This window comes from Bacillus sp. FSL K6-0138, assembly GCF_037982765.1.
In the GTDB taxonomy this organism is placed as follows: Bacteria; Bacillota; Bacilli; order Bacillales; family Bacillaceae; genus Bacillus; species Bacillus glycinifermentans.
Map to the genome: position 1 here is coordinate 381424 of NZ_CP150286.1, position 12423 is coordinate 393846.

General features: G+C 46.5%; 13 protein-coding genes. 6 read left to right on the forward strand and 7 right to left on the reverse strand.

Going from position 1 to position 12423, the window contains the following annotated elements; genetic code table 11:
- Positions 1–69 precede the first annotated feature (69 nt).
- Positions 70–1017: a serine protease gene (locus MHB78_RS02270; protein ID WP_052948520.1), complete on the reverse strand. Its 948-nt coding sequence runs from the start codon at positions 1015–1017 to the stop codon at positions 70–72.
- Between the two features lie 165 nt (positions 1018–1182).
- Here MHB78_RS02270 and MHB78_RS02275 point away from each other — a divergent pair, with 165 nt between their 5' ends.
- From MHB78_RS02275 to MHB78_RS02285, 3 genes are all read left to right on the forward strand, one after another.
- Positions 1183–1956: a glucose 1-dehydrogenase gene (locus MHB78_RS02275; protein ID WP_046130863.1), complete on the forward strand. Its 774-nt coding sequence runs from the start codon at positions 1183–1185 to the stop codon at positions 1954–1956.
- A gap of 93 nt (positions 1957–2049) precedes the next feature.
- A complete protein-coding gene (locus MHB78_RS02280; protein ID WP_052948521.1) occupies positions 2050–3060 on the forward strand; it encodes a DUF1835 domain-containing protein in 1011 nt (336 codons plus the stop codon).
- An 87-nt stretch (positions 3061–3147) separates the two neighbouring features.
- Positions 3148–4545 (forward strand): YcdB/YcdC domain-containing protein, encoded by a 1398-nt coding sequence (locus MHB78_RS02285; protein ID WP_065894718.1) that lies wholly within the window; start codon positions 3148–3150, stop codon positions 4543–4545.
- A 72-nt stretch (positions 4546–4617) separates the two neighbouring features.
- Here MHB78_RS02285 and MHB78_RS02290 read toward each other — a convergent pair whose 3' ends face one another.
- Both MHB78_RS02290 and MHB78_RS02295 read right to left on the reverse strand, forming a co-directional pair.
- Positions 4618–5298, reverse strand: a complete 681-nt coding sequence (locus MHB78_RS02290) for a hypothetical protein (RefSeq protein WP_046130915.1) — start codon at positions 5296–5298, stop codon at positions 4618–4620.
- Positions 5299–5348: 50 nt separating this feature from the next.
- Positions 5349–6191 (reverse strand): sulfurtransferase, encoded by an 843-nt coding sequence (locus MHB78_RS02295; RefSeq protein WP_099047014.1) that lies wholly within the window; start codon positions 6189–6191, stop codon positions 5349–5351.
- Between the two features lie 158 nt (positions 6192–6349).
- Here MHB78_RS02295 and MHB78_RS02300 point away from each other — a divergent pair, with 158 nt between their 5' ends.
- Entirely contained in the window at positions 6350–6778 is a 429-nt protein-coding gene (locus MHB78_RS02300) for a cell wall hydrolase (protein WP_046130865.1), read from the forward strand.
- A gap of 48 nt (positions 6779–6826) precedes the next feature.
- On the opposite strand, the gene MHB78_RS02305 is transcribed toward MHB78_RS02300, so the two are convergent.
- Positions 6827–7822: an LLM class flavin-dependent oxidoreductase gene (locus MHB78_RS02305; RefSeq protein WP_065894148.1), complete on the reverse strand. Its 996-nt coding sequence runs from the start codon at positions 7820–7822 to the stop codon at positions 6827–6829.
- 323 nt (positions 7823–8145) lie between these two features.
- Here MHB78_RS02305 and MHB78_RS02310 point away from each other — a divergent pair, with 323 nt between their 5' ends.
- Complete coding sequence (locus tag MHB78_RS02310) at positions 8146–9498, forward strand: NlpC/P60 family protein (protein WP_046130867.1); 1353 nt, start codon at positions 8146–8148, stop codon at positions 9496–9498.
- 48 nt (positions 9499–9546) lie between these two features.
- Here MHB78_RS02310 and MHB78_RS02315 read toward each other — a convergent pair whose 3' ends face one another.
- Together MHB78_RS02315 and MHB78_RS02320 are read right to left on the reverse strand one after the other, a co-directional pair.
- On the reverse strand, positions 9547–10359 hold the full coding sequence (locus tag MHB78_RS02315; RefSeq protein ID WP_046130868.1) for an ABC transporter permease subunit: 813 nt from the start codon (positions 10357–10359) through the stop codon (positions 9547–9549).
- Complete coding sequence (locus MHB78_RS02320) at positions 10356–11243, reverse strand: ABC transporter ATP-binding protein (protein ID WP_046130869.1); 888 nt, start codon at positions 11241–11243, stop codon at positions 10356–10358. Before MHB78_RS02320 ends, MHB78_RS02315 begins: the two co-directional genes overlap by 4 nt.
- A gap of 155 nt (positions 11244–11398) precedes the next feature.
- Here MHB78_RS02320 and MHB78_RS02325 point away from each other — a divergent pair, with 155 nt between their 5' ends.
- Complete coding sequence (locus MHB78_RS02325) at positions 11399–11986, forward strand: TetR/AcrR family transcriptional regulator (protein WP_046130870.1); 588 nt, start codon at positions 11399–11401, stop codon at positions 11984–11986.
- 134 nt (positions 11987–12120) lie between these two features.
- On the opposite strand, the gene MHB78_RS02330 is transcribed toward MHB78_RS02325, so the two are convergent.
- On the reverse strand, positions 12121–12330 hold the full coding sequence (locus tag MHB78_RS02330) for a membrane lipoprotein lipid attachment site-containing protein (protein WP_046130871.1): 210 nt from the start codon (positions 12328–12330) through the stop codon (positions 12121–12123).
- Between the last annotated feature and the right edge of the window lie 93 nt (positions 12331–12423).

Consider the following 12423-nt stretch of genomic DNA (forward strand, 5'->3'; position numbering starts at 1 on the left):
AAACATCGCTCTTTTATACTTCCAAACTGAAAAAACCCGTTCCATGAGGAAACGGGTTGTGTAATGGTGTTACTGTGCGCTGTTTTTCCAGCTTGTGAAATTATCAAATACTTCTTTCGTAATGCGGGTGCCTCTGTTGTAAGAGGACCCTCCGTATACGCCGTTCGTATGAACCGCCAGCGAGCATGGGCCGCTGCAGTTTGTCCTTGAACTGCTTTTCTCATATACCGGAGAACCGCTTTGACCTCCGTATGTGTCGATCGCATATTGCAGTTTATACGTTTCTGAAAGAGCGATCGTTCCGGACATTTGCCATTGGGTGCCTGTTGTTTTGTCTCCGGGATATCCGCTTATGGTCACGTTTGCCCCTGCAAGCGATGAAGCGGTGTATGAATATCCGAAATAGCCGACGGTATTGCCGATCGGCTGGCTGAGCTCGATCGCTGCGTAGTCATAATTGGAATTTCCGCTCTGCCAACCCGACGGGATGAAATAGCGGGTCGATGTAACAGATCCGTAAGGGTAAGCTGAACCGTTGCGTCCCGGAGAAACGGTGGCGGTTCCCGCGAATGATCGGCTTGCCGTGTCATAGACGCAGTGCCCGGCCGTTGCTACCGTTTTCGGTCCGATCAGCCAGCCTGTGCATGAGCCGATGCTGCTTGAAATATGGACGATTGCTCTGTATGGGAAGGCCGTTGTATCAGTCACCCTTGTCCGTTCATCTGAGCCGATTACCGATTTAGGGCTGTAAGGCGGGCCGGCGGGCGATTCTTTTTTCGGTTTGGCCTGGACGGAGCCGCCTGGTGTTCCGGTTCCTTTGAAGGCTTTCGAATAGGCGCCGTTATTGTCAATTTTTATGTTGGGATCATAGGTGGAGCCGGGCTTGTACGAAGGGTCGCTGGAGACTGGGCTATGCGGCGATGATGCAGCTTGTGCAGAGTAAATGCCCGAAGAAAAAATAGAAATTCCAATGAGTCCGGCAATGAAAACGCGTGAAACACCATTTTTCGCCATCAAAACATCACTTCCTTATTTATTTTCAAGTAAGATATTAGCAAAATAATTCTGAATCTTCCATATTTTAAAGAAAGATCATGCTAAAGATCCATTTTCGTTTTTATAACGGTCATGCAGGGTAATAGAATGGTAGAAAACGAGAAGACATGCAAGGAGGGCTTTAGCGTGTACAATGATTTGAAAGGGAAAACGGCAATCGTCACAGGCTCCTCAAAAGGAATCGGAAAAGCGATTGCAGAACGGTTTGGGAAAGAAAAGATGAATGTGATTATTAATTATCACAGCGATCCCGCCGGTGCTATGGAAACCGTTGATCATATTAAACAAAGCGGAGGAAACGCTCATGCGGTTGGCGCTGATGTCTCAAAGGAGGAGGGCGTGAAGGCGCTTCTTGAAGCTGCTGTTCAACATTTCGGCACGATTGATGTCATGGTGAATAATTCGGGATTCAACGGCAAAAACGCACTCCCGCACGAACTAAGTCTTGACGATTGGAAAAAGGTGATCGACGTCAATTTAACAGGTGCATTTCTCGGCGCTAAAGAAGCGATTCGATACATGCTGGAGCACGGCAAAAAGGGAAGCATACTCAATATATCCAGCGTTCATCAGCAAATTCCGAGACCGACAAACGTTCAATATTCGGCTTCCAAAGGCGGAATGAAGCTGCTGACTGAAACGCTGGCCATCAACTATGCCGAAAAGGGCATCCGCATCAACGCCATCGCTCCGGGAACGATCGCAACCGAAAGCAATGACGATCTGGAGGGAAGCCATAAAGCGGCACAGTTAAGGAAGATTCCGATGAATGCATTTGGAACACCTGAACAAGTCGCCCAAGCGGCGGCATGGATCGTTTCGGATGAGGCGTCTTACGTCACCGGCGCGACATTGTTTGTTGACGGCGGCATGACGCTGTATCCTTCGCAATTGGAGTAGGACTTTTTTCGAAAACCGGAAACCGGGTTTTGATATTCTATTGGAACATGAGAGAATAAACCCGGTACAGCGTTTTCGAAGGGAGAGATTTTCATGGTGGAGGAACTGAAGAAAAACATTAGCAGACTAACCGAACAGGAAGCGAAAAGCATTTTGCTGAACATGCTGATAACGATTGAAATGCAGCAGGATGGGGGCGTTCCAAAAGACGAGTTTTGTGAACGGATGATCGATTTTTTTGATGAATTCAAGAAAAGAGGGGATCAGCCGCCAAGAAAGCATGATGTTCAAGCCATTCACATCGTGTTTGGCCTTTCTGTTGCCGGCAGCTTAAAAATGGCGCTCAAACAAGCCGGGAAAGCCGATCAAGAAGACATCATCGCCTTCCCCGGCATATTGTCAATCGGTCCGCTTTCCCGGCTTGAAACAAAAGAAGGCCGAATGAAGCGCTATGAATGGATGAAAGAGCACTTCAACGATTATGATGATGAATTGAAAGAACAATATAACCGCTTTGAAGAGGAAATATATCGACTGGACGGCATTCAGGAGCATGTTCCCGTCATTATCTGGGCGGGAGATAATGCCCATGAGCAAACCGGGCTCAGGTTTGCGCTCAAATTATTGCATCACAAAACAAACGATATATTTCACCTCAATACATCTTCAAAGGGTGCTATCGTTTATAGGCATTCAGGCGAAATCCTCCCTGACAAACTCGGAGTTTTGTATGAAAAAAGAGCCTTCAAATCCCGGATGTCTCAAGGCGGGAAGCTTCGTTATCTTATGGAATGGGAAGAACTTTCAGGAAGTAAAAACGTATTAAGAACGTGGAAAAATAAAAAAATCAAAAGTGAAGAAGAGAACTTTTTCGATGCGTTGATTATTGATAGAGCAACAAAGCTCCAGAATCGCCATTCAAAAAAGGATTTTATCATTTGTACGAGGGTCGTTGGGGAGGTTCTCGGCCATCTGGATGAATACATCGGCGATGAATTTATCGAATATCGAATCCGGGAGCTGATTTATAAAGGGGTATTTGAGATAAAAGGGGTACCTAAAGCGATGAGATATTACAGTGTCAGACTGGCATCATTCATCTGAATATCAATCAAATCCAATTTTTTGAAACTATTAAAAGGCCCTTTCGTATAAATAATTGCGAAAAATAAAAGGAAAGGGAGATTGGATTTGAACGGTCAACAGTTAAAGCAAAAAGCTCATCATATCGGTGCTGTCCCTGAAAACTATCGGCTCATGGTCGAAGAGTGCTGTGAAGAAGAACAAGGCCGGGCTTTTTATGTTTGGGAGGATGCGGACAATCAAGATAAAGGCATTACAGTAGAATTGGATCAAGAAGGAAGGCTGATCAGTCTGACGAAAGAAGACGCTTCATTTAAAACATACACGGACACGCTTCCGGACGAACGCCTGCGGCAAAAGGCCCTGCAATTTGTCGAACGCCATTATCCACATGCAGCGGAAGCGTTTGTTTTTCAGGAGAAGAAAGTGACAGAAGACACTGTTCAATATTCATATGCCCAGACCGTTCTCGATCTTCCGCTGCCGCAAACGGGCTTTTCCGTGACGGTCGGAAGAAACGGAGAAGTAAAGAGATTCCGCTATGACGGCGGGACAGATTCGTTTGCTGTTCCAAAGCAGATCGTTGATAAGGAAACGGTGATCTCCCGTTATCTTGAGAGCGTTGAATTGAATCTTGCCATCGAAAAGATTCATCAGAATTTGTACAAGGGGGGAGACGATCGGCCGCATCTTGTTTATGAGGCGGATTTGCCGTTTTTGAGCCATCCTGCCGATTCGGCAGAGGAAATTGAAATGTTGCAAGTCTCAATGGATGGAGAAGAGACGGAAACAATACCGCTCCCTTTATTGCCTGAAGCTGAGCGTGACGCAGATATCAATGAAATGATCGGCTTCAGCTCTTCTCTTCGGAAAATTCGCGAAATCGATTTTGGAGATTCGATTGTAACCGTATGGCGTGAAGGAGGCGATCCTGAACCAACAGACTTTACCATGGCAGGCTTTTTCAAAGAGCGCAATCAAAATACGCTGAAAATCAAGAAAGATAAACAATCGGGAAAACTGAAGGGAATGTTCTCTTTTATTAAAGCGGAAGGACCTCCTGTTTTGACCGAAGAAGTATGCCTTCAAAGGGCGTTGCAATTTCTCTATCGGCTTTATCCGTGTGCCGGGGAGTTTTTCCGCATGCGCCCTTTGGGGAATGAAGACAACGGACAGAACGCCCATTTTCAATTTGATGTTCAATATGAAGGAATGCCATTAAGAGCGGAATTTGCAAACATTATCATCAACCGCGCGAACGGTCGCGTCATCGGGTTTTTCGGGCCCGAAATCGAACCGGAAACACTGAAAGAGATGAACCCGTCACCCGCTGTTTCAGCTGGAGAAGCAAAAGCTATTTTTGCAGAGGCTTTTGATGTGAAGCTGCAATGGGAGAGAGAATACAAACGGGAAAAAAATGATCATTACAGGCTCGTCTACCGCCCGATATCGCCCGTATTCATCGATGCTCATAACGGAGAAGTTTTTATAGGGAAAATGATTTAAGAAACGGATGATAATTGATTGCATCGACAACTGCGCCCGGCGCAAAAGCCAGGGCGAATGCAAACGCTGCATTCATGCATTTAGAAAAGCCGCCAATTCCTTCTCAGGTATGATCAGATTTCCGCCATAGACCAAATAGGAATGAAATCCCCACTCGCCATATGCCGCCAGATGGCTGCGTTCGGCTGTTTTATGTATCAGCGCCCATACTCCCAAATTACTTTGTGCGTTTGCATCCAGCAGGATCCAGTCGCCGTAGGTATAAACATGAGGAGGATCGAACGAATGAAAAAAATTCAAAGCCCCCGAACCATCGCGGGCGGGGAGGATGGAGCTGATGTTTTTCAGATAAACGGCATGGTGTATGTTGATTTTCACCCATGCCTTTTCTTCATTGCAGTCAATGACATGCTCCAGACTGAATTGGACAAATGCGGACCGATCAATTTCGGAGGGATAGCTGTCCCATCCGTTTAGACTGGAGCGTGCGGGCATGAACAACGTCCAGGACGTTTCGCCAATAGCCAAGTGAAACGGATGGGATGCTTGTATAATCCTTTCCTCCCCGGCAACCGGGGCTTGATCGGATCTAGCCCATATCCCCTCCTCCAAAGAAGGCACATTGCCGGTGAAATCGGACCATTCAATCCCTTCCTCAAAAGCAACCATTTCAAATTGGCTGCTTTCCATTTTCGGTTTCTCAGGCAACTGGTTGCATGCTGGACATTTAAAAGTTACGATGTCTTCGTTCACTTCCATCATTCTCCCCGGTAAAATTCTTCTAATCTGCAAAAAGCCTCCGGTTACTCCTCCCCGGTCGCCACCGGGTTATCAGCGTAACTGATCCAGTCGCTCCAGCTCCCGGCATACAGTTTTACATTCTTAAAGCCCGCTTCCTTTAATCCGAGCACATTCGGACAGGCTGAGACGCCTGATCCGCAATAGACGACGATTTCGCTTTTCGGATTTAATGATGCATAGTGCTGTTTAAGCTTTTCATGGCTCTTCCATTTGCCGTCTTCGCGCAAATTGCCTTTCCAAAAGTAGTTTTTGGCTCCGGGAATGTGGCCGGCCTTATGATCAAGCGGCTCGGATTCCCCCGCATATCTCGCTTTTTCCCGTGCGTCGATCAAGGTCGAACCCGGGCGGCCGATCCGTTCTCTCACCTGTTTTGCATCAAGGAGTTCATCTTCCTGAGGTTTTGGAATAAATTTGCGCGGAACGGGCTTCGGCACCTCTGATGTGATGTCATGCCCTTCTTTTACCCAGTTCGACAAGCCGCCGTCCAATACATAGACGCTTGTGTGGCCGAGATAGCGGAGCTGCCACCAGAAGCGCGCGGCGAACATGCCGCCGTTGTCATCATAGACGACAACGGCCGTCTTGTGATCGATGCCGATATCGCCAAGCATTTTCGCTATTGTTTCAGGCGCCGGCAGGGGATGCCTTCCTCCGTGTGTTCCGGTATCTCCCGATAAATCCCGCTCCAGATCAACGTAAACGGCTCCCGGAAGGTGCCCTTTCAAATACGCTTTTCGGCCCTCTTCAGGCTTTGATAAGTGAAAGCTTACATCGACGATAACCATTCGGTCCGGATCTTCCTTCAGCCGCTTTATGACCCAATCCGGGCTTACGATTGCTGACACGTGCACCACCCCGATTTCAATTTTTTACAATTCTGATTAACAGAAGAATATCCTGATTCCGCACAGGATGTCAAAGATAAGCCGTGAAACGATTTTAATGGTCATCACCTAAATCAAAAAGAATATGATAAAGATGACAGTAAAATGGGGGTGGCAAAATGGCAGTGGTTCAGGCTTCATCTAAAGACGTTACCCTTTTGGCAAGGCTTTTGAGAGCTGAAGCTGAAGGCGAAGGGGTTCGGGGAATGCTTCTTGTCGGAAACGTCGGAATCAACCGCATCAGAGCGAATTGTTCGGATTTTAAGGGGTTGCGAACCATTCGGCAGATGATTTTTCAGCCCCACGCCTTTGAGGCGGTAATACACGGATATTTTTATCAAAGGGCGAGGGACAAAGAAAGGCGCTTGGCCAGAAGGTCTATAAACGGGGAAAGGTACTGGCCCGCAAAATATAGTTTGTGGTACTTCAAGCCGGCGGGTGCATGCCCGGCTCAGTGGTATAACCAGCCGCATGTCGGACGCTATAAATCGCACTGTTTTTATGAGCCGAGAGCAGAAGAGTGCGAAAATGTTTACCGGATGTTTTAAAATCTGAAAATCCCTTTTCAAGCCATTTGAAAAGGGATTTTTGCTTTTTTATAAAAACAGCTCCGCCAGTCTTTCAAAAGACTGCTTTTTATCTTCAAAACGGTAAACGTTCGTCAACACCATCATCTCTTCCGTTTGGTAGCGCTCTGAGAGCTCCAGCAGCTTCTGCTTGACGGTTTTGGGCGAGCCGATCACCATGCGCCCTCGGTTTTTCTCAAGCTTCGCCTTATCGGCGGCCGTATAGGAGGCCGATTTTGCCTCTTCTATGCTTGGAACGCGGCTGTCCAGCCCTTTTTCCACCCGAAGCAGCCAAAGATCCTGGCTTAAACAGAGCTCTTCCGCTTTTTCATCGGTTTCGGCGCAGACGACAAAGACGGCGGCGAGAGAATGGGGTCTGTCAAAGAAAGGGGACGGCTGAAAGCGTTCGTGATAAGTTTTAAAGGCGCCTTCGCCTCTTTCCGGATTGATGAAATGGCCAAATACATATCCCGCGCCCATGCCGGCCGCCAGTTCCGCGCTGTTTTCCCCGAGCCCGAGCAGCCATGGACCTGGAGATGAAGCCGTAAGGGGAGCGGCCTTTATCCCGGCGTACTCATGATCAGAAGGGATGTCATCTGTCAGATAGTAGATCAAATCCCGAAGCTGCCTCGGAAAATCGTGCAGGCTCTTCTTTACTCCGTCTGTCAGCGCGAGACGCGTTTTTGCGGTTCCCCCGGGCGAGCGGCCCAGCCCGAGGTCGATCCGGCCGGGATACAGCGCTTCGAGCTGGCGGAAGGTTTCGGCTACTTTAAACGGGCTGTACTGCGGGAGCAGGACGCCGCCGGAACCGACGCGAATGTTCGAGGTCTTTGCTGCAATATGGGCGATTAAGATCTCGGGGGCAGTGCTTGCAAGCCCCCTTGTACTGTGATGCTCGGCAAACCAGTATCTTCTGTACCCCCATTCATCAGCCAATCCGGCCAGCTCGGCTGACTGCTTCAGCGCCGTATTCGGATCAGATCCTTTTGACACCGGAACCTGGTCTAAAATGCTGAGATGTAGCATGAGTCTTCGGACTTCCTTTCCTGTAAATTGAACGTCCAAATCGTGTAAAACCAGCATAGAAAATTATCGCTGCAAGGTCAAACAAACGAGCTGTTAACAGAATCAGTCAAAACATGACAGTCTTGAAATAAAAACGAAATATAAATGTAATATAACTTGGCACCTATTGTCGAAAATAGATGTTATAATAACGTCTGTACATCAGTTTGGAAGATTTTTATCATAGGACGTAAGTCTGGAAGATTTATTATTTAACATTTTAATATTTTCTCGAATTTACATAATGAAAAAACAAAAATACATAAAGGAAAGAGGAGTAGAAAGTGAAGAAAAAAGTTTATGCTTTTGGTTTAGCGTCGGTCCTTGGCACCGCCGGTCTATTTACCCCCTTTATGAACGACAATGCGTCAGCGAAAAGCGCATCAGAGCAAAAACAGGAAGTACAAAAAAAGCGTTCTGAAGTTGATTCAAGCATCGACAGCAAAAGACGGGAAATTGCAAAGCTTCAAGAGGAACAGCAAAAGCTTGAACAAAAGATGAAAGAGCTTGATGAAAAAGCGCTTGCTACAAGCAACAAAATCGAAGACAAAGAAGCTGAAAACAAAAAATTGAAAGAAGAAGTGGCCGCACTGAAAAAAGAAATCAAAGAAACGGAAAAAAGAATTGAAGAGCGCTCAAAGGTCATTAAAAAGCGCGTGCGCAGCCTGCAGGAAAGCGGCGGATCGCAAAGCTACATCAACGTTCTTCTCGGCGCGCAAAGCTTTGGCGATTTCATCAGCCGTGCGACTGCTGTTTCAACGATCGTAGATGCGGACAAAGACCTTCTTGATGAACAGGAAAAAGATAAAAACAAGCTTGAAAAAGCAATGTCTGATTTGAATACGAAACTGGACGAGATCCAAAAAACGCTTGCGGATCTGAAAAACCTTAAAAAAGACCTTGATGCACAGCTGAAGGAGCAGGACAACCTATCCAAACAGCTGCAAGCCAAGAAAGATAAAGCCGAATCAGAACTGAACGACCTGAAAAAAGAATCAGGCTCACTCACAAAAGAGGAAGCTGCGCTTGCGAAAAAAATCGCAGATGAAAAAGCAGCAGCTGCAGCCGCCGCCAAAGCTAAGGAAGAGTCAGCGAAAGCCAAAACATCCGAATCTTCATCAGATTCCGGATCAGTCAGCAAATCAAACGGATCTTCTGACAACGGTTCATCATCAAGCAGCAAAGCAAGAAAAAGCTCTTCACGCAGCTATTCTTCAGGTTCAGCTGTAAGCAACAACGGCAGTGCGATTGAAGTCGCGATCAGCACAGGATCAAGCATCGTCGGCCGTTCTCCGTACAAATGGGGAGGCGGACGCACGCAAGCTGATATCGATGCCCGCCGTTTTGACTGCTCATCTTTCGTTCGCTGGGCTTATGCTTCAGCAGGCGTAGAGCTTGGTTTCGGCGGTAACACTGACACGCTTCTCGGCAAAGGCCGCGCTGTCAGCCCGTCTAGCATGAAACGCGGAGACTTGGTTTTCTTCGACACTTATAAAACAAACGGCCATGTGGGAATCTATCTCGGAAACGGCCAATTCCTGAATGACAACAGCTCACGCGGAGTATCCATCGATTCCATGAGCAACCCTTATTGGAGAGCCCATTTCAGCGGAGTCGTAAGACGCGTCGTTGAATAAACAATAAACAAAAACCGCCGTCCTGAAAAGGAACGGCGGTTTTTTGCATTACAGCGGCAAATCGCGCTTTTTAAAGATCAAAATACCGGTCAAAAAAGCGGCTAAGCCGATGACTGAAAGAATAAGGGCGGCTTTCAATGTTTCGGCGCTGTCTCCTGCAATGTCGCCGGGCCTGAATAAAGAAAAGATAGAGAGATTTCTGAGCCATTCCGTCTTTTCGCTAAGCTTACCGATCAGATCCAGGCTGAAAAACAAAAATGTAATCATTCCGGATAGGCTGAGGGCTTTTTTCTCGTCATTTGAAGCGGCCGAAATGAAAAACGAAATGCCGCTGACCGCAAAAAAGAGCAAAAAGCCAAGCAGATTGATGAAAAGGAACCTGGATACATGAAAGTCGTATTCATCCCCGATCATCCATACATATCCGGCCAACCCGGCAATGGTTGTCACGGCCATAATGATAAACAGCCCGGTTGTTAAAACGGCGGCCTGTGTGAAAGCGACCTTTGCCCTTGTTGTCGGTGCTGACAGGATATAAGCCATTGCGCCCTGGTCAACCAGCTTTGCCAAAAGCTTTGTTGACAGCATGACGGCAAAGATCGAAAGGATAATGATAAAGATGAGTCCGTAATATTCCCCTGACATAAAGTCTTCCAGGCTCCCAAGCCCGTTTTCAAACCCGAAGGCGTTCAGAACTCCCTCCGGCATTGAGTTGATCATGTTCTCAAAATCCCCGGTATTTTTTGCAATGCTTGGATAGATGCCGAGAATCAAAAGGATATAAAACGCCGAACCTGCCGCATAGCTCATGATGCCTTTCACATTCGTTTTCATCATTTGTTTATACAGGGAGAGATTCACTTTGCTGCACCCTTTCTGTCATAGTAGTTCATAAACACTTCTTCAAGGCTTTGCGTCGACACATCAATATGGCGGACGCGATATTTTGCAGCCTCTTTTATAAACCGATCATGATTTCCCAAAACGGCGACCTTAACCCGGTTGCCTTGACGCGATTCGATTTGCAGGCCGGACTCGATGAAAGCCGGGATGTCCGCTTCGTTTTCAAACGTCACTTCAAACACTTTCCTCTGCATGGTCTGCAGCTCGTGAATATCTTTTACGGCGATGAGCCTGCCGTCTTTAATGATCGCGGCCCTGTCGCAGGTTCTTTCAATTTCCGGAAAGCTGTGGGAGGACATTAAAAACGTCGTCCCGTTCGCTTTTTCTTCGAGGACGATGTCAATAAACACTTTTTGCATCAACGGGTCAAGCCCTGATGTCGGTTCATCAAGGATGATCACTTCAGGACTATGCATAAAGGCGGCAACGATCCCCACTTTCTGCTTCATCCCTTTTGACATTTTTCTGATCGGGGTATGCACGTCGAATTGCAGGCGGTCGATCAGCTTATCGCGCTTCGCGGTATCTTTGATCTCCTGCATGTCAGCCATGAAATCGAGAAACGTCTTCCCCGTCATTCCCTCGATAAAAGCGATTTCTCCGGGAAGGTAGCCGATATGGCGCTGAATCTTACCTTGATGCTTCCGCACGTCCATTCCGTTTACCGTGATCTCGCCTTGATCAGGCCGCATAAACCCCATGATATGGCGGATGGTTGTCGACTTTCCGGCGCCGTTCGGGCCCAAAAATCCGAAAACCTCTCCTTTTTGAATGGAAAATGAAACATCAAATATGCCTTTTCCGTTCGGGAATGTTTTGGTCAATCCTTGAACTGTCAGCATTGGAACACCCTCCAAAGTGAAAAAGATGAAATATTTTTAATCATAAATTACATAATTCATTCTACGTTCGGAACAACTGGCGTGTCAATGAAAATTAATGAAATATTTTTATGTTATAATTTCATTATGAGAATATTTACAGCAAGGATGATTGGATGAACGGATTTGAAAAAAGGGCTTCATTGATTAAAGAGAAGATCAAGAAAGCGACATTGGAGCTGTTGAAGACGTGGGAACCGAAGCGAATCCGCATCACGGACATCGCCAAGAAAGCCAATGTTTCGCAGGTAACGATCTACAATTATTTCGGGAGCAAAGAAGCGCTTCTGCATGAGGTATTCAAGGACTATATTGACCAAGCCGTCGACGAGTTTACGGAATACATGAATAAAGATATATCGGTGAAAGAAAAGATTGAACATATCATTTTGCAAAAGAAAGAAGCCAATCGCGAAAAGTTTACGCTCACGATGATCAGAGAGCTGATGATCGAAGACAATGAAATGATGGACTATATTCAAACGCAATATGACGAAAAAATCATTCCGCTTATGCTTCAATTGATAGAAGACGGCCACCGGTCGGGTGCGATCTCTTCTAACATTACCGCGCAAAGCTTTCTTGTGTACATGAACATGATCATTCAACATTCAAAAGAGCTGGGAGAGGCTTTTGAGAAAAACAGCCATTTTACCGAAGAAATGCTGCACCTTTTTTTCTACGGCCTTTGCGGAAGGCCGTAGTGCGTCAGGGTGGAAGGAAAAAGGCGGGGAGATTTGCATAAAGAGTAAACTCTTGCGAATCCCGCGGAACAGTTGTGACTGACGTCACCTGACTTATCGGCGCGAAGTCATTCGGAGGAGTCGGCGGGCCCGCATTAAGAACAGCTATTGATTGCTGCATCAAATGCATCCTCAGGGATATATGTCGTCCCGCCTTTATCTTTGAAAGGGATTTGATGCTCTTTTAAGCAATTTTTGTTTTCCTCTGTGAGAGAGTCCCCCCATTTGACATATTCACCTTTATAGTTCTTTTGACAAGCTGAAAGAATACACGTGATAGAAAGCAGTATGATGAATTTTTTCAACAAAAGGCATCCTTCTTTCTTTGAAAAATCTATTTTCATCTATTATATAAAACATTTGGACATTCAGTGTCATATCTATGAACATCTGAAACA

What these genes read in the sequence shown, in the direction of transcription:
- MHB78_RS02280 (WP_052948521.1), top strand. Translation starts at nt 2,050, where the DNA reads ATGGTGGAGGAACTGAAGAAAAACATTAGCAGACTAACCGAACAGGAA.
- MHB78_RS02300 (WP_046130865.1), top strand. Translation starts at nt 6,350, where the DNA reads ATGGCAGTGGTTCAGGCTTCATCTAAAGACGTTACCCTTTTGGCAAGG.
- MHB78_RS02305 (WP_065894148.1), bottom strand. Translation starts at nt 7,822, where the DNA reads ATGCTACATCTCAGCATTTTAGACCAGGTTCCGGTGTCAAAAGGATCT.
- MHB78_RS02320 (WP_046130869.1), bottom strand. Translation starts at nt 11,243, where the DNA reads ATGCTGACAGTTCAAGGATTGACCAAAACATTCCCGAACGGAAAAGGC.
- MHB78_RS02325 (WP_046130870.1), top strand. Translation starts at nt 11,399, where the DNA reads ATGAACGGATTTGAAAAAAGGGCTTCATTGATTAAAGAGAAGATCAAG.